Origin of the sequence: Candidatus Koribacter versatilis Ellin345, from assembly GCF_000014005.1 — a bacterium.
GTDB lineage: Bacteria > Acidobacteriota > Terriglobia > Terriglobales > Acidobacteriaceae > Korobacter > Korobacter versatilis_A.
On sequence record NC_008009.1, the window covers coordinates 333,174 to 350,986 of the forward strand.

Consider the following 17,813-nt stretch of genomic DNA (forward strand, 5'->3'; position numbering starts at 1 on the left):
GGTTAGCCAATTACTCGAGAATTTTCTATGTCGAGCGATGGCGAAGCCGAGTTCGCTGTGTTATTCGCAACCCGTGCCAGCCGAAAAGAGAAGGTAGACCCCGCTCCCGGAGTGCTCTCGACGTGTATCTCCGTTTTATGTTGTCCTGCAATCCATTTCGCGAGGGAGAGGCCCAGGCCTGCTCCGCCCTCTCCGCGACTTCTTGCTTTGTCGACGCGATAAAAGCGATCGAAGATGCGTGGAAGGTGCTCGGCTTGGATACCGCAACCGTTGTCTTGCACTCCAACCGTCACTTCGCGATCGGTCAGCTCCGCGAACACGCGGACGTATCCAGATTCCGGAGTGTATTTCCTCGCATTGTCAAGTAACACGACCATCAGCCGCCGCAATAGTCGTTCATCAGCCGACACCCATGTCTCTTCACTCGGAAGCGCAACCTCCAGGCGGAGTCGCGCCTCTCCCATTACTTGCGCCCACTCCTCAGTGCAGTGCCTCAGGAACGTATTTGTTTGCAAAGGCACTAACTGAATGATTTCTGCTCCTGAATCGGTACGTGCCAGGGTCAGCAGACTTTCGATCAACTCAGTTGTCCGTTCCGATTCCGCGAGGACATGTCCAAGGGCATTGCGATACTCCTCTTCAGTGCGGGTCTTGCGCAACGCCAATTCGGCCTCCGTGCGAATGAGGCTAAGTGGGGTTCGGAGTTCATGCGATGCGTCTGCCGTGAATTGCCGCGTTCGAGTGAACGCGGCCTCGATTCGCGACAGCATCTCGTTGAGAGTGTCTGATAGGCGCTGCAGTTCGTCGTTGGTTTGCAGAGGAGGTAGACGCTGGTTGAGGTTCCGCTCGTGGATCGAGCGGGCCATCGCTGTGATCTCATCAACAGAACGCAGCGCGCGTCGCGAAAAGTAGTAGCTGCCGACGGCAGCGATTAGAACGAAACATGGGACGAGGAACAGGAACACATTTCGGAGCTGTTCGAGAGTGTGATGAATTCCGTTAGTCGATGCTCCTGCCTCGATCGTATACAAGCGATCTTGAACCGAAACTGCCTTTTGCAGCATGAGCACGTGAAAACGACCATCCCGGCCTGTTGAAATGCGGCCTTTCGGCGATAGCTCTCGAGGCAGACTGGGGGATGGAAAGGTGTCTGCCATGCCACGCGCCCGAAACATCCAGTTACCATCCTGGTCGAGGACTTGCAGCCACACGGCATGGTCTTCTGTTTCGTATTCCTCTTCCAATGCCCGGCGCATGTCTTCCAGCGTTGCTCCAGAGCTCTGCGCGGCCATGAAGCGTTGCACTCCCGCAACCCGCAGCTCCAATTGGTCCTGCACCTCGTCATTCAGGCGCTCTCTCACCAGGACCCACACCGAAGAGCCGAAGGCCACAAGAGCCAGGGTGAAAATGCCGGCGTACCAAAGTGTTAGCCGGATCCGGATGGGGAGTTGTTTCATGACTCAAACTCCTGGTCGTCGCCGCTCAGTTTTCGTGCGGAGTAGCCAAAGCCGCGCACCGTTTGAATGAGCTTCGGATGGCCCTGAGTGTCCACTTTCTGTCGTAACAACCGGATAAATGCGTCGAGCGTATTGTTCTCAATCGCCCGATCGTAGCCCCAGACGTTTCCGATTAGCGATTGTCTTGACACAGGACGGCCGGCGTTTTGCATCAGTTTTTGGAGAAGGAGAAATTCGGTTCGCGTGAGATGAATTGGCCGATCGCCGCGAAAGACTTCATGAGAGGCGCTATCGAGCGTGAGATCTTCACAGACGAGAGTCGACGAGCGATGCGGTCCTGTCCGTCGCGTCACGGCTCTCAGGCGGGCAAGCAATTCGGAAAACGAAAATGGTTTGGTGACGTAGTCGTCTGCACCGTTGTCCAGTCCGCGAATGATGTCGCTCTCAGCATCGCGGGCCGTGAGCATGAGGATTGGTACTTGTCTCCCTTTATGACGTAGGCGACGGGCGACCTCAAAGCCATCCATGCCGGGCAGCATCACATCAAGAAGCAATGCGTCGAACTCTCCCGACATCGCGATATCTAGCGCGTCCACGCCGTTCATAGATGTGATGACACTATGGCCCTCTTCTGCGAGGCCATTGCGCAGCAACTCCAGTAACCGTTTTTCGTCTTCAGCGACCAGTATGCGCATGCTGTCGTTATTATCATGGCGATCTATCTCTGAAAATCCTCTGAAAATCCCGTCTGACCGAAAGAAAACACCAGTTGCCTTCAGTTTCCTTTCATCTTTCAGGGCGTACGATTCAGCCTGGTGCACCATAAAGGAGAATTATGCTGATTCCCATGTGGCGAGCGTTAGCCGCTGCCGCCCTCTTGAGCACACTCTCATTCGGCCAAAACGTTTACAAACAACTGGCTACATACTCCCTTCCGGGCGATACAGGGTGGGACTATCTGACCTACGACGAGTCAAGCGATCGCCTCTTTGTCGCTCATGGTACGTCGATTCTTGTTGTCAGTCCCGACGGCCAGAAACTCGGAGAATTTCCCGCAAACGGCGCACATGGCGTGGCGATTGTTACCGACAAGGGCCTTGGGTTCAGCAGTAATGGCCGCGCGGGAACGGTAACCGTATTTGATCTCAAAGAACTCAAACCTATTCAGGAGATCAAGGCTGGCGAGAATCCCGATGCAATCATCTACGACCCGTACTCCAAGCACGTGATCGTGATGAACGGGCGCAGCAAAGACATCATGGCAATCAATCCAGATACCAAAAAGGTAGACGCGACGGTGCCCCTCGGTGGGAAATTGGAATTCGCCGTCGCAATGCCCGGCAAGGTTTACGTGAACGTCGAGGATACCGGCGAGATTGCCACCGTTGATTCCAGCACGTGGAAGGCAGTTGCACGTTGGAAGCTCCCCGACTGCGAAGAGCCCTCAGGGCTTGCCGTCGACCGTAAGAACAACACGCTATTCACTGTCTGCGGCAACTCGAAGATGCTCGTCATTGATGCCGCCTCCGGCAAGGTTCTCGCGACTGTCAAAACCGGTGATGGCACGGATGCCGCTGGATTCGATCCAGGCACCGGTTACGCGTTCGCCTCGAATGGGGAAGGTACGCTTACCGTAGTTGGGAAAAAAGCAGACAAATGGGATGTTATTGAAAACGTACCCACCCAGAAGAGTGCTCGTACCATGACTCTGGATCCTAAGACACACAAGGTGTTCACGGTCGCGGCCGAATTCAACCCGCCCGCCCCCGGCGAACGGCGTGGAACAGTGAAGCCTGGAAGCTTCAAACTGATCGTGCTTGGCCCGGCGAAGTAGCCTTGACTATCTTTCCGATGGCGCACGATGTCGGCACCGTGCGTCATCGGAAATCAACCCTGAGAGTCTAGCGAAACGAGACGTGCTCGATAACGGCATTGGGAACTTGCCTGATTCGACTCTTTGTGTGGGCAGGCCCTTGATACGCGTGTTTGTCCTTGTTGGTCACAAAAACACCGATCAGGTATCCCACTGTCGAACCAACCACCACGTCTGAAGGAAAATGCTCCCCCGCAGTAACTCTCGTTAGCGACACCGTCGCCGCTAATCCGTACATCGCTAATTGGACAGGCGTCTTCGGATACTCTTTGGCGACGACGGTGGCGAGTGTCCAGGCGACCGCCGAATGCCCCGACGGAAACGAGCCACTGCTGAAGTTGCCTGCGAAGAAATTTCCCTCGCTGTTATTCGTATACGGCCGCTCGCGCGAGAAGACGAGTTTCATCGCGCCAGTGAGCAAAAGAGTGTCCACGGTAGCCTCGGCGGACAGCAATCCAGTGCGCTGAGCATGTTCGTCATGCGTCGCTAAGCCGGTTATTAAGATCCCGCCTGCTACGGCGGCTGTGCCGTACGTGCACCCATCCGAAATGTGAAGTCCACTCTGGTGCCAAGAAACCGGAACCTGCTGGGCCACGGTTTCATCAGTTGCGATCAAGGCACCGGTCGCGCCCAGGGCGATGGCGTCCAATACGAGTGCTTTCTTCTGAAATGGAGCGCCGATGATTCGTACTTCGTCCTGCGCCACGGTCTTCGCTGCCCTCCCTACGGTCTCTCCAAACGCAGCGGAAGAGCTTGGTTTTGAAGCCGACGGCGCATCCGGCAACCGCGCCTCGACATTCGCGTCAGAGCTGGTTACTGCTTCTTGCGCGGAGATGTGGACGATGCCGAAGATGGCCATCAACAGAATCAAGACCACCTTCGGGACGCCATTCGGCTGTAGATTGCGTGGCTGGAGACTGAGAAGGAATCGGACTGGAGAGTTCATGGTGGCACCGGAACTACGAGGCAGATAGAAGTGGACTTGTATTTAGCCGACAATGTGAGATGAGGGTTGTCCCGCTGATTGGGTGACGCCTTCCAGCGCCTACTCTTCGTGATCTAGCGGGTTGCCGTTTGGACCGACCTGAATCTCTGATCGTTTCCCGTTGGTGACGACTTTCGCCTCATACGCAACGAGATGGCCGTGTTTGGTAAGCGACTCGACCTTTCCGATCTTTCCGGTTCCCGCTTTCTTGATCAGACCTTCTTGTACCGGGAGATCCAGCGATTCGAAGTCCACCTGTTCTTCCACTTCGACGACCGCACCATCGCCGTCAATCAGAACGTCCTTACTGCGGCCGTGGAAGGTCATTTCGGCTTCGTAGTATGTGTGTCCGTTCTCGCTTTCCTCCGAAAACCCTTTGAGGACCGCACCGCGGCTTTGTTCGTCAACGGTCTTTTGAACGGCGACCGGCAAATCTTTTCGCTGAACCTTTCGTTCTCCAGGTTCAGCAACAGCCGCACCTACAACCAAACACGAGAGTGTTAACACTAGTACGGATACTCGGAAGCGCACGGTGACCTCCTATCGCGACGATTATCCGCGTCATACCTGAAAGTTATCTGAAGGCAAAAGCGAAACGTGGCAATCGTGCTGTGAGCACAGTAAATAGAACGGTTCAGCGATTAAGTTCGTTTGGCTCCAGCTTTTTGTTTCTGCTCCGTCCGAAGGCATTTCTATTTAGTCTGTAACTCCTCGTGAAAGCAACGCATGAAAAAAGCCCCGGTGGGTGCCGGGGCTCGGAGGTTCGATTGCGCTAGAAGACGATCTTTGCACCAACCTGAATGTGGCGGCTTCCACCGGAACCAACGACTGGATTCGATTCCGCGACATCGGGTGTGTAAGCCGGAATTCCGACTGCACCCGTTTCGAGGTTCGCTCCGAGTCCGGCGAAGTTCGGATGGTTGAGGATGTTGAAGAACTCGCCGCGAACTTGCAGGCTGAAGCGTTCAGTCAACTTGAAGGTTTTGGCGAGCGACATATCAACATCCGAGTAGCCCGGTCCGCGGAACATGTTCCGGTGCATATTGCCGAACTGTCCCCACTGTGCCGGAACCAGCACGGTGCCATTCTCCGCGTAGCATCCGCCCGCGTAATCCGACGTCGTCGGATAGTCGGTGCCAGGATCGATTCCGGGAAGCAGACCAGGTGCATACGGTCCACACGTCTTCGCCCACTGAGGAGTTCCAACGGGGATGAACGGAAGCCCATTGAAGCCCCACTTCAAATTCGACGGATCCCCATAAATACTCCACCGATCATTGCCGGTGTAAGCTCCGCTGAACGCGCTGTCGCCGTCATAGAGATCGATGGGACGCCCGCCTTCGAAGTTGAGGATAGTGTTGAAAGTCCAGCCGCCGAATGCTTTGTCATAGCGGGGAAGTTTAGGCGTCTGGTAGGTGAAGGCAAGGGTGAAGCGATTCCGGATGTCGGAACTGGCGTCGCCGCGCTCAAGAAGGCCGTTGTTCGGGTCTTCCCAATCGTACGAGCGGTTGCTGCCGTACTGGTCAATGGCGTGCGCCCATGTATAGCCAGCCACGAAGTCGATGCCTTTGTAGCTGTGCTGCCGCAACGTTACCTGCAGGCTGTGATAGATCGAACTGTCCTTGTTCTGCAGCATCTCAACTTCGGCCAGGTAGGGGAAGCAGTGAGTGCCGCAGAGGGTCGGGTTGGCGAATGGACGTCCGGAATAGCCGTCGGTGTCTTCGTAGGGATCGCCCATACCGTTGGCAACCCAGTCGTAGTACCACTGGTTCTGGTTGATGTTGCGAATGCTGTACAACTTCACGCCGTGATTGCCGACGTAGGCGACCTGCAACGCCATATTGCGGGTGAGTTGCTGTTCCAGGTTCAGGTTCCAGCTCAACGAGTACGGCGTCTTGATGTTCTTGTCCACGCCGAGGATGGAGCACGGTGTATCGCTGTCGCAGGTGAGTTTCGTAGAAGGAATGTCGCCGAAGATGGGGCCAGCAGACGACCAGTTGAGGTCACTCACTTTTAAATCCGCGGTAGTGATGTTGCCGCCAGGAACGGAGATGCCGTTCGCGCCGGAAGGAATATTCGCCAGTCCGAGTGCGGATGCAGAGTTCTGCGAAACGAACAGAGAGATGTGTGGGATCTCGTAGATGATGCCGCTACCGGCGCGGAGTACGGTTTTGCCGGTACCAAAGAGGTCCCAAGCGAAGCCGATGCGCGGAGCAAAGTTGTTCCAGTCGGTGTTGTAGGGCTTGTCGATCTGCTTGCCAACCTGCTGGATTCCAACGGCAGGATCGAAATTGGCCAGGAGGTCGTTCTGTTCGGTAATCGGAAGGCTGACGTCGTAACGCAGACCGCCGGTGACAGTGAAGCGAGGCTTGATGCGCCAGTCATCCTGCACATAGAAGCCAAATGACTTCTGACTCACGACGCGGTGGGTGTCTCCCGCTTTGATGTAGCCGTAGCGATAGTCGCCGGTGGTGAATCGTTCGAGGCCGCGGAAGGCTACGTAGCCCTTGCCATCGAGATCGCGAAGGTTGTCGGTACTGCCAGTGCGAAATTCGCCACCGAACTTAAAAGAATGGTTACCGTGGCTCCACGTGGTGTTTTCCGTGATTTGGTAGGTCAAGTTGGGGGTAGTAAAGAGCGGCCAATTTGAAGAGCCTCCAAGCCGGTTGAATCCACTGATCGCAATTTCCGGGAACCCGAAATCGAGCGGATCGGTTACACCAGAATTGATTCCATACTCGGTGGGATTAACGGTGTGATCGACCGTGAAGATTTGCTGTGAGAAGCGATTGAATCCGAACCGCCACTGCGTGACGACGTTGTTTTTGGGCATCCAGTTATAGCTGGCTCCGATGACCTGGGCGCGTGTCTGCGCCTGGTCCAGCCACTGAGGTTGCAGCACGTTGTGCGCTTCTTCCACCTGCAAACTGTCGCCGATGAAATACCTGAAACTGGCGTTGTTGTGCTCGTTGATCTGGTAGTCAACCTTCACAATGCCGTTGTCTTCGCGGTTGGTATTGTTGAAGTCGAACGTCTGGAGCGTCGGATCGGCCGGATTTGCCGTGCCGGGGTTCGTGGGGAAGTACTTCAGCAAACTGGAGCTGAGGTCATTGCAACTTCCGTCCGCCGTGCAGGCGGCAACCGCGTCTGGAATGCTTATGGAGGGGTCACCGTACGGAACGGTAACAGGCGTGTTCAACTCAAGTGGATTTCCCACCACGTCGCGAACGCCTTCGTAGTTCGCAAAGAAGAACAGCTTGTCCTTCTTGATCGGTCCGCCGATGGATCCGCCGAACTGGTGCAGTCGAAGGGCGGAAACGGGTTGATCGCCGGGATTGAAATAGTTCCGGGCATCCAGCGCGCTGTTGCGATGGAAGTAGTACGCAGTACCGTGGAGCGCGTTGGTGCCGGACTTGATGCCGATGTTCACGATGGCGCCGGGTTTCCAGCCGTACTCGGCTTCAGGACTGGATTGAACGTTGAACTCCTGGATCGCGTCGATCGGCAGGTGCGTTGCCGGCGTGCCTTCGACGCCCTCGGCGTTGATCACGGTCGTGCCGTAGTAGGCGTCGTTGTCGTCAATGCCGTCGACGATGAAGTTGTTGTCTTCAACGCGGTTGCCATTCGAAGAAATCGAGAGGAATCCGCCGCCCGGGCGACGCTGCACGCCAGGGTTCAACACGACCAGGTTCTGGAAGTCGCGACCCTGCAGCGGCAGTTGATTGATTTGCTCGTTGGTGAACGTGCTTTCCAAAACGGCGTTGGAAGTGTTGATCAGAGGCGCTACTTCCTCCACCGCCACCGTTTCTTTTGCGACGCCGGGCAAGAGTTGAAAGTCAATCCGAAGATCGTGCGCAACTTCGAGATGGAGACTTTCTTTGGATAAGGTTCCGAATCCCTGGGCTTCCGCGGTCACGGTGTAGTCGCCGGGTTCGAGGCTGGGGGCCGTGTAGGTTCCAGTCTGACTGGTTGTATAGGTGTGGCTGAGGCCCTTGGCGATGTTCGTGACGGTGACCTTGGCGTTCGGAATGACAGCACCGCTTTTGTCGGCCACTGTGCCGTTGATGGTACTGAGATAGCCTTGGGCCGCGGCGAACCCGCTGCATAGGATGACAATTGCGATCAGGAGAACAGACTTCAGACGTTTCATGATTCGCCTCTGAGGAGTGGTAGTGCCGGTTTGAAAGGTAGGGGAATACGGGAGAATGCGAAAACCGGAGTTAAAGCCCGGCTTCAAGCTTGCCAACGCCAACAAGGGCAACCGATTGCTGGAGACAGAAGGTCCCTCCGCAATTCGAGATGATTGGCTTAATCATGGTTTTCCCCTTGTGGCACCGAAGTGTTACAAGGGGATACTCACAATGTCAAGAAACTTTGCATATCGATACATTTTCGAGTGACGAACGCCGCGATGCTCGCGACCAGCCGATGTTTCGGGGTCAATAACTCGTTCAACGAGCTGTTCGCCGGATGGCCAGCGGAAGTGCGTTTTTATGCCGGCGGGTGCGCCGAAGTTGGGTGTGCCGTCGGGATTCCAGGTGAAGGGCTGCGCGCGCGGAGATCGCTGATTGGCGCAACCTTGGTGGGGCCGGAGTTGGCGTGGTAGAGGATCCAATCCTGTTTGCCGTTATCAGTTTGGAAGAATGAGTTGTGACCGGGGGAGTAGGCGTCGTGGAATGTGACCCATGGATCGGGACCGACCGGGAGCAGTGGGTTCACGAGAATCTTCGGGTTTTTCGGCGGCTGCGCAGGCCTGCCAATCGCGAAACTCAGAACATCAAGCAAGGCCAGCGCAGCCGAAGGGGACGCATCAGTTTGTTCCTGAATCTCCAGAGTTCCCGTTGGCCTGCGATGTTAAATTGCGGATGATTTCGGCTTCGCGAGCGCGGTAGGGACGACCATCGGCGTAGAAGACTTCGTGGAACCACGCGACCGGCGGCTCCAGAACGTAAGGACGCTTCCAAGAATCCCACGGCAAATTGGTCTGCGTTTTTCCGACAACCAATCCCCAGTTGATGGCGCCGACGTGCTCTTTGAGTGCGACGGGTAAGACTGTGTCGAAGGTGCTGCCTGCGGGACGAGCCATATATTCGGTGCAGATGATGGGCCGGTTGTAGGCGCGGAGCCAGTTGATACGCTCTTCGAAAGTTTCCGGCCAGTCGTAGCTGTGGAAGGTGATGATGTCGGACTGTTCCAGCTGGATTTTCGCGGTTGGAATGGCCTTATCCAGAGATGAATAGTCGCCGCGCCACACGCCACTGGTGAGTGGTTGGATGGGATGCATCTCACGCGCCCATTCGAAAACTTGAGGCAGGAGTTTATTGACGTAGTCGGCTTTGTACGGCAGCTCGACGCGCTCGTAGGCAGGCTTGTTGTCGTTGTCGGGCTCATTCCAAACATCCCAGGCGAGGATGCGTTGATCGTTGGCGAATTTGCCGACCACGCCCTGCACGTATGCCTTCAGCCGCGGATACTCCGCGGGATCTTCGAGTCCTTTGCGGCCGGGGCTCTGCATCCATCCAGAGTTGTGCACGCCGGGAACGGGCGGATGCTGCGGACCGAGCTTGGGATTTGGGTCCCATACGGAGTCGAAGATCACAAGCATGGGGCGGATGTGGTGTTTGGCGCAGATGCCGAGAAATTGATCGAGGCGCTTGGTGAAGCCGGCGGCATCCTGCTGCCAGAGAAGATCGTGCAGGAAGACCCGCATGGTGTTCATGCCGAGGCCTTCGGCCCATCCGAGCTCGCGGTCGATCTCCTGCGGGTTGAAAGTGTCGGCCTGCCACATCTCGAGTTCGTTGATCGCGTCGGTGGGAATGAAGTTGCTGCCGACGAGCCAGGGCTGCTGCTTGTACCACTGCGCGGCTTTTTCTTCCGTCCAGCGCGGGGTTTGTGCGACCGCAGTGAAAGAGACGAGGAGGAGGAGAAGACCGATGAGTTGCTGCTTTCGATGTGAACGCACTTTGCCTCCGAGGAATCAACGCTGGTGAAGCACGTTCTCGACGAGATCGCCGAGTTATTGCGCCGTGAATTCGTTGCCTTCGAGATTTGCTACCAGTTTGCCTTTGCGATCGAGTATCGCGGTATGGAAGGAATGGATGTAGAGACCTTCGTCCGGGTAATAGTTCATGTCGAAATAGTGGCAGACCTTCTGCACTTGATCGAGGGAGCCGGAGAGAACATGCCAGCCTTTCGGGTCAGCGTTCCATTTTGGCGCATAGCTCGCGAGGGTCTCCGGTTGGTCGTGGCCGGTGTCGATGACGATATTGAGCAGCACGAGATCGCCGCTGACGATCTGACCCAGTAGCCGCCATCGGTGGTGATGTCGGTAGAGAGCTGCTTTGCGAGGGGGCTGCGAAGTCTTCGCCCTTCTGCAGGCGCTGAAGAATGGACTCGGCCTGGGGATCGGTGTCGACGACGATGATGCGGATTCCAACTTCTTTCGATGGCGGCTGCTGGGGGATGACTTGTACCGGCAAGGTCAGGATTGAGCCGAGTAAAACGCTTCCCCACCAACGAATTCTGAGCCAGGCAAATTGCACGGAACCACCGCGCATCGCGGAGAGACCGCGTGCCGCCAAAATATAACAGTTTTTCGAGTAATCGTTTGCCCGAAGCGGGCACCAAGAGGCGCTGGAAGCCGTGTATATTAGCGGGAATGTCCCTGGGGATCCTCTCGCGATCGAGCCGCGATCGCTGCTTTTCGTTTTTCCTGGCTGCGGCTTTGAGCCTGCTGAATCCGCACGTTTCCGCGGGCCAGGAGCCCAATGCCGGCCAAGGCATGGGCGTTTCTACCTCCGGTACTCACGCGGCAGTTCTCGACAACCAGAAGCGGCCGATTACAGCCGGCGGATTCGTGGACACCGGGCCTGTGGTGTTTCAGGACATCACTGCTCAAGCCGGGCTTGCCGCCTGGAACCACGTGATGGGTTCGGAGAAAAAACAATTCATTTTGGAGACGGTCGGATCGGGCGTCGCTCTGCTCGATTACGACAACGACGGTTGGTTGGACATTTACGTTGTGAACGGCTCGACCTACGATGCTTTGAACGGTAAGGCGGACTCGCCGCATGCAGCGCTATTTCACAACAATCACGACGGAACGTTCACGGATGTAGCCAAGCAGGCGGGCGTGACCAACAATCGCTGGGGCTTCGGCGTTGCAGTGGGCGACTACGACAACGACGGCTGGCCCGACGTGTACGTGACGAATTTCGGTAAGAATCGCCTGTACCACAACAATCATGATGGGACGTTTACCGACGTTGCGGAGAAAGCGGGCGTCGCGCTAGGCGGGTGGTCCACTGGGCCCACGTTTGGCGACTACGATGGCGATGGAAAGCTGGATCTATTCGTTCCGGGATATGTGCAGTACGACATTGCGCACCCGCCAGTACCCGGCTCGGATGTGGTTGCATTTTCGACTTGCGAATTCCGCGGCATCAAGGTGATGTGCGGTCCGCGCGGACTGAAGGGCGAGCAGGACCACCTCTTCCATAACAATGGCGACGGTACGTTCACGGACGTGAGCGAGAAGGCCGGCGTCAGCGATAAGAACGGGTACTACGGACTCGCTTCGGTGTTCGTCGATCTCAATAACGATGGCCGCGTGGACCTCGCCGTGGCTGACGACTCGACGCCGAACTATCTCTACATCAACAAGAACAATGGGACCTTTGAGGATGCCAGCTATGCGTCGGGATATGCGCTGAATGAGGACGGACACGAGACTGCATCCATGGGGATTGCGGTGGGGGACTATCGCAATAACGGGCTGCTGGACCTCTACAACACGGTGTTCTCGGACGATTACAACCCGCTGTATCGCAATGATGGCGATGGGAACTTTACCGAAGTCAGCTACTCGATGGGAATCGCGGAGTGGACTATTCCATTCCTCGGATGGGGCACCGTGTTTCTCGATTTCGACAACGATGGCTGGAAAGATTTGCTGGTTGCGAACGGGCATGTGTATCCCGAAGTAGACAAGAGCGATTGGGGTACGACCTTCAAGCAACGTCCGCTATTGATGCATAACGTGAAAGGCAAATTCGAACTGATGCCGGCGGTTACCGGATCGGCGCTGGCGAGTGTTTATGCAGGGCGCGGTCTGGCATACGGCGATCTCTTCAACGACGGCAAGATCGATGCGGTGATCAATCAACTCGCGGGGCCACCCGCGGTGTTGCGCAACGTGAGTGCCGACAAAAACCACTGGATCGCCTTCAAACTCGTCGGCGGCCCCAAGAGCCCGCGCGATGCCGTGGGCGCAGCCGTGTATGTGACTGCGGGCGTAATACGCCGGAGGGACGATGTGTTGAGCGGCGGGAGTTTCGCGTCGTCCAACGACCAACGGGTCCACTTCGGATTGGGCGAATCAGCAACCGCGGATGCAGTGGAAATCCATTGGCCGAGTGGCGTCATCCAAAAGCTCACCTCGTCGTTGCCGGCAGATAGGTACTACACCCTCGAAGAGGGGAAAACGCCGGTGCCGCAGACGCAGGGCAACGCGAAACCGTAAACGCAGTTATGCCCGAAAAGGGCGCTCAAATCTGAGATACCGTTTCCCCATTTTGTTCTGTATCTGTGCCGGATTACGACATCCGTCTTTTTGCATGCGGAAGCTGAAAAGCAGCGCGTGGGTCTGCAAATCATGAACGACAAGCACTAGATCTCAACGTACGTGCTGTAACTCTCATCCTGAATCTTTAGGAACGATCTAAAAACAACTTGCTTGCCACCGGCGGCGCGAACGCTCCAGTCGTTGTTGGCGGATGGCTTGGCGTCGAGCAGGTCGGAGCGATGAAAACGCGGCCGCGAATCGCCGATTGCGAACAACACTAAGGGGCCGTGAACAAGGGCTACGAGTTTCTCGTGTTGCCCATCGACGGGTTGCAACTCGAAGCCCATAGGCAGGTCGAGATCAATGCGATCGCCGTCCTTCCAAGTACGCCGGATTGCCGCGAATGCTCCCGGTTTCGCCGCAACGTCTGTGCGTTGGCCATTCACGCGAAGTGCAGGTTCGCTGGTGACCCACGCCGGAATCCTGATGTACAGAGTTTGTTCGACAGGCTGCGTGGTAGCGAATCGCATTGCGACGGAAGTCTCGAACGGGTACTTCGTCTCCTGCGTGAGCTTGCAACTCCCATCGCTGGCCTTCCAGATGAGCGTCGAAGGAACAAATAGATTTACACAAACGCCGTCTGTCGCTTTGAGATAGATGCTGATGTGGTAATCCGCTGCGACTTGCGGAAGCGTGCCTGAGCAGCACGGCCACTTGTCGTTGTGATAGACCTTTTTGCCAACGGTAGCGTAATCCGAATAATAGAAGCTAGTTCCGTCCGGCTGGATCGGTTTGGCGCCGAGCACAGTGTTGTACATCACGCGCTCCATGCTGTCGCCGTAAGTGGAGTCGCCGTCGGTTTGGAGAAGATATCGTGTCAGTTTGAAATGTGCGTACGCGCCGCAAGGAGTCTCGAAGCTCGAGTGCGACTTTTCCAGGCTGTCGCCAAGCTGGCCTTTGTTGAACTCTACAAATGCCTCGCTCGGTCCCCATCCGCCAGTGGCAAAGCTTTGTTCGGCGACCATGCGAAAGCCATTCCGCGCCGCTTTGCGGTGCCGTTCGCTGTCGAGCGTGAGGTAGGCCTGCATCGCCGAACAGAAGGCATTCATGTGGCTATAGGCGTGCTCACCCGCGAGCACGTTGATACCCTCCGAGAGCGGATTGAAATAGGTATCGTCTTCCAGGAAACGAGTTCCGAGCTCGCGATAGAACTTGTTGCCCGTCCGGCGATAGGCGAGGAACAGATTCTCCGGCAGCGTGTAGCTCTCGTCCCACGTGAACGACTCATCTTTGTGGGGCCGTGCCCGCTGCTCCGCTCGCGACAATGCTTTTTCAGGAAGATATTGCAACATGCCGCGCGTCAGCTTTTCGTGAATCGCCATCGCGTCGGGATCGTGTGCGAACTCGTGCGCGTCGATTAGCCCGCACGAGAGCTTGTCGTAGGTGTAGGCCGGTAGGCGATAGCCGGCGAAGAATGAAGCTTTGTCGTCGAGCGTGGCGCCGTAACCCTTCACCAGTCGATGAACCTTCGCCTTGGTCTCTTCCGATCCTGTGGCGGCATAGCATCGGGCCAACGCCGAAACATATTGGCCCAAGGTGTGCCCGGGAACGAAGCCGTGGAAGTCGCCCTTGGCGAGATCGAAGCCCGTGAGGTCGTACCAGCCACCCATGTCCTCGCCGGGCGCGGGCAGTCCGGCTTTCTGGCGGAAGACTTTCAGCAGGCGGTCTTCATCGAGCTTGAGAAAGAACGCATGGTTCTCGTCAAACTGTTTCTTCAGCGGACCATCGAGTAGCTGAACATCCCCGTAGTTGAAGGTCGTGAACCGATGCGCTTGCGATGGTCCTGCTTGGGCAGCGGACAGCCGGCTCGCATAGGAGCCGGCTGCCGCAATTCCAGCAGTCTTTAGAAAATCCCGACGATCCAGCATGCTGTACCTCGCCTAGCGAGTCGAGAAACTGAAGACCGTGACGGTGTGGTACTTCTGTCCCGGCTTCAGTTCGGCGGACGGGAAGTTCGCGTGGTTGGGTGTGTCGGGGAAATGCTGCGTCTCCAGGCACAATCCCGAGCGATGGGTGTAGGGCTTGCCGCCTTTGCCTTTTACGGCGCCATCGAGGAAGTTGCCGGAGTAGAACTGGATGCCGGGCTGATCGGTGAGTACTTTCAGCACGCGGCCGGAAGTTGGCTCGTACACTTCTGCAGCCTCGGCAAGCTTACCGCCTGTTGAGTCGAGCACCCAGTTGTGATCGTAGCCGTGGCCGCGCTTGAGTTGCTCATCGTCGTTGTTGATGCGTGCGCCGATCTCGGTGGATTTGCGGAAGTCGAAGGGCGTGCCGTCGACTGAAGTCAGCTCGCCAGTCGGAATCAAAGTCGCGTCCACGGGCGTGATTTTCGAGGCGTTGATCATGAGCTGATGTTTCAGAATGTCGCCTGACCCTTCGCCCGCCAGGTTGAAGTAGGAGTGATTGGTCAGGTTCACGACAGTGGCCTTGTCGGTCGTCGCCGAGTACTCGATCCGCAAATCGCCCTTGGTGAGCGTGTACTTCACGGTGGCGGTCATGTTCCCGGGGAAGCCCATCTCGCCGTCTTTGCTCACGTAGGTGAGTTCCACGCCGTTCGGGAGTTGCTTGCCTTGCCACACCACGTTGTTAAAACCGTGCGGGCCACCATGCAGCGTGTTCGGACCATCGTTCTTCGGCAGGTCGTATTTCTTCCCGTCGAGAGTGAATGCACCTTTGCCAATGCGATTGGCGTAGCGACCGATGATGGCGTCGAAAAATGCATTGTGCGCGCCGTTGAAGTTGTCATAGAAACCGGCAGCATCGTCGAAGCCGAGGATCACGTCGGCAGTCTTGCCGGCTTTATCGGGCGCTTTGAAGGAAACAAGCACGCCGCCGTAGGTCATGATGCGGGCTTCGTACGGGCCGTCGCTCAAGGTGTAGAGGTCGACGGCAGTGCCGTCCTGAACTTTGCCGAATGTTTGCTTAGTCACGTTGGTTTTCGCTTCCGCCATGCCGACGGTAAGAATAGCAAGGAGCGTCAGCACGAGAACTTTTGGGATTCGCTGCATGCACTCACCTCTAGAAACTGGAATCGTGCGCAAGGTCAGGAAGTGACGGCTGCCGACTTGCGCGCGTGCTCAGAAACTTTGATCAATTTTGGCAACACTGTGCCCAAACCGCTTGTGGCCGGCGTTCCGAAAGCGAAGTACAACTCGCTGTATAAGGCGTAGAGCTCGTCATACACGGCCTGCTCGGATGGTTGGGGCTCAAACATTTTGTGCGGCGGACAGATTTTGTCCTGCGCGTCTTCCACCGTCTTGAACGTGCCGGCCGCCAGAAAAGCAAAAATCGCGGAACCCAGGCTGGTCACGCTTTTCGAAGGAACCAGCACTGGCCTGCCGAGAACGTTCGCATACACCTGGTTCAGGACCGCGTTCTTCTGCGGAATGCCACCGGCGTTGATCACTCGTTTGATCTCGACACCGTTCTGCGCCATGCGATCGAGAATCACGCGAGTATGCAGGGCCGTACCTTCGATCGCAGCGAAGAGTTCGTCTTGCGCGGTGCTCTGCAAGTTCCAGCCTAGGGTAATGCCGCGGAGATTCGGATTCACCAGTACGGTGCGATCGCCATTGTCCCAGGTAAGTCGCAGCAAGCCGGTTTGACCGGCCCGATATTTGTCGAGTCCATGGCTCAGCGTTGCGACATCGGTGCCCGCGCGAGTGGCGATGGCATTGAAGATATCGCCCACTGCGGAGAGCCCGGCTTCAATGCCGGTGCGCGAGGGATGCACGCTGCCTTCCACCACGCCGCAGACGCCGGGAACCAGGTTCACCGACGGCGTGATGCCGATGATGCAAGTCGAAGTGCCGATGACGTTGACCATGTCGTCGGTGCGACAACCGGCGCCGATGGCGTCCCAGTGCGCGTCGAACGCGCCGACCGGAATCGGAATGCCGGCTTTGAGACCAAGTTGCTCCGCCCAATACGGACAGAGATGTCCGGCGATGTGATCGGACTGTGTGTACTCGCCTTCGAGCTTTCCGCGTACTCCAGCGAGCAGCGGGTCGACCTTTACGAGGAATTCTTCCGGGGGAAGCCCGCCGAGCTTGGGGTTCCAGAGCCACTTGTGGCCCATCGCGCAGGCGCTGCGCTTCACCTTCTTCGGATCAGTGATTCCGGCCAGCGTCGCGGCCACCATGTCGCAGTGTTCGAAAGCTGTGACGAACTCGGCGCGCTTGTCGGGATTGTGGCGCAGCCAATGCAGCAGCTTGGAGAAGCCCCACTCGGAGGAATAGACGCCGCCGCACCAATCGATGGCCGCTAGATGCTCGCGATGCGCGGCTTCCGTGATTTCGGCAGCTTCTCCCTTGGAGCGGTGATCGCACCAGAGGTAGTACTCGCCAAGCGGCGTGAGATCTTTGCCCACGGGAATGACGGAGGAGCCAGTGGTGTCGAGAGCAATCGCTTCGACCTGGTCGCCGGAGACGCCAGCTTTGTTCACGGCTTCGCGCGTAGCCTCGGCGAGCGATCGCATGTGGTCGTCATGCGATTGGGTAGCGTATTCGGGATCGTCGGAGCGACGGTGCAGCGGGTATTCTGCAACGGCGGAAGCGAGCATCCCGCGCTCGCTGTCTACGAGCGAGACGCGCACGCTCAAGGTCCCGAAATCTACTCCCGCGACGATAGCCATGATGAGATTTCCAAAGCGCTAGTTCGTGCGGCGCGGCGAGAAACGGATGCAGTAAAACAAGCCAACGATAAGCAACACAGCACCCCACCAGACATTCGCGTGATACTGGAAGAGCACCACAGGATTTGCGGGCGGATGAATCATTTCACGCACGCCGGCCTGCACGATCAGAATGCCGTTCCCGAGGAGAGAAAGGCCGATCCAAAACCAGATTGAAATTCCGCCTGTCGTCATTGTCTCTC

Annotated in this window: 14 protein-coding genes; 2 read left to right on the forward strand and 12 right to left on the reverse strand. The window is 56.9% G+C overall.

The window, feature by feature from the left end:
* Window positions 1-2: 2 nt before the first annotated feature.
* Complete coding sequence (locus ACID345_RS25000) at window positions 3-1,457, reverse strand: sensor histidine kinase (protein WP_011521117.1); 1,455 nt, start codon at window positions 1,455-1,457, stop codon at window positions 3-5.
* Complete coding sequence (locus tag ACID345_RS01600) at window positions 1,454-2,281, reverse strand: response regulator transcription factor (RefSeq protein WP_228370718.1); 828 nt, start codon at window positions 2,279-2,281, stop codon at window positions 1,454-1,456. Before ACID345_RS01600 ends, ACID345_RS25000 begins: the two co-directional genes overlap by 4 nt.
* 11 nt (window positions 2,282-2,292) lie before the next feature.
* Here ACID345_RS01600 and ACID345_RS01605 point away from each other — a divergent pair, with 11 nt between their 5' ends.
* Complete coding sequence (locus tag ACID345_RS01605; RefSeq protein ID WP_011521119.1) at window positions 2,293-3,291, forward strand: YncE family protein; 999 nt, start codon at window positions 2,293-2,295, stop codon at window positions 3,289-3,291.
* 67 nt (window positions 3,292-3,358) lie between these two features.
* Here the strand turns inward: ACID345_RS01605 and ACID345_RS25005 are convergent, their stop codons facing one another.
* The 6 genes from ACID345_RS25005 to ACID345_RS01635 form a co-directional block, all read right to left on the reverse strand.
* Window positions 3,359-4,276 carry a phosphatase PAP2 family protein gene (locus ACID345_RS25005; RefSeq protein ID WP_011521120.1) on the reverse strand — a complete coding sequence of 306 codons (918 nt, stop codon included), beginning with the start codon at window positions 4,274-4,276 and terminating at the stop codon, window positions 3,359-3,361.
* 99 nt (window positions 4,277-4,375) lie between these two features.
* Window positions 4,376-4,747, reverse strand: a complete 372-nt coding sequence (locus tag ACID345_RS01615) for a hypothetical protein (RefSeq protein ID WP_041855333.1) — start codon at window positions 4,745-4,747, stop codon at window positions 4,376-4,378.
* Window positions 4,748-5,087: 340 nt separating this feature from the next.
* Window positions 5,088-8,465: a TonB-dependent receptor gene (locus ACID345_RS01620; protein WP_011521122.1), complete on the reverse strand. Its 3,378-nt coding sequence runs from the start codon at window positions 8,463-8,465 to the stop codon at window positions 5,088-5,090.
* Between the two features lie 341 nt (window positions 8,466-8,806).
* Window positions 8,807-9,034: a hypothetical protein gene (locus tag ACID345_RS26520; RefSeq protein WP_228370719.1), complete on the reverse strand. Its 228-nt coding sequence runs from the start codon at window positions 9,032-9,034 to the stop codon at window positions 8,807-8,809.
* Between the two features lie 91 nt (window positions 9,035-9,125).
* On the reverse strand, window positions 9,126-10,277 hold the full coding sequence (locus tag ACID345_RS01630) for a cellulase family glycosylhydrolase (protein ID WP_011521124.1): 1,152 nt from the start codon (window positions 10,275-10,277) through the stop codon (window positions 9,126-9,128).
* 54 nt (window positions 10,278-10,331) lie between these two features.
* A complete protein-coding gene (locus ACID345_RS01635; protein ID WP_041855334.1) occupies window positions 10,332-10,592 on the reverse strand; it encodes an SCO family protein in 261 nt (86 codons plus the stop codon).
* Window positions 10,593-10,973: 381 nt separating this feature from the next.
* Between ACID345_RS01635 and ACID345_RS01640 the strand changes: the two genes are divergently transcribed.
* Entirely contained in the window at window positions 10,974-12,836 is a 1,863-nt protein-coding gene (locus ACID345_RS01640) for a CRTAC1 family protein (protein WP_083763643.1), read from the forward strand.
* Window positions 12,837-12,982: 146 nt separating this feature from the next.
* Here the strand turns inward: ACID345_RS01640 and ACID345_RS01645 are convergent, their stop codons facing one another.
* From ACID345_RS01645 to ACID345_RS01660, 4 genes are read right to left on the reverse strand one after another with little or no spacing between them, the layout of a single operon-like run.
* Window positions 12,983-14,806, reverse strand: coding sequence for a beta-L-arabinofuranosidase domain-containing protein (locus ACID345_RS01645; RefSeq protein ID WP_011521127.1), 1,824 nt, complete (start codon window positions 14,804-14,806; stop codon window positions 12,983-12,985).
* A gap of 12 nt (window positions 14,807-14,818) precedes the next feature.
* Window positions 14,819-15,946 (reverse strand): aldose epimerase family protein, encoded by a 1,128-nt coding sequence (locus ACID345_RS01650; RefSeq protein WP_011521128.1) that lies wholly within the window; start codon window positions 15,944-15,946, stop codon window positions 14,819-14,821.
* Between the two features lie 35 nt (window positions 15,947-15,981).
* On the reverse strand, window positions 15,982-17,571 hold the full coding sequence (locus ACID345_RS01655) for a ribulokinase (RefSeq protein WP_011521129.1): 1,590 nt from the start codon (window positions 17,569-17,571) through the stop codon (window positions 15,982-15,984).
* Window positions 17,572-17,589: 18 nt separating this feature from the next.
* Entirely contained in the window at window positions 17,590-17,805 is a 216-nt protein-coding gene (locus ACID345_RS01660; RefSeq protein WP_011521130.1) for a hypothetical protein, read from the reverse strand.
* Between the last annotated feature and the right edge of the window lie 8 nt (window positions 17,806-17,813).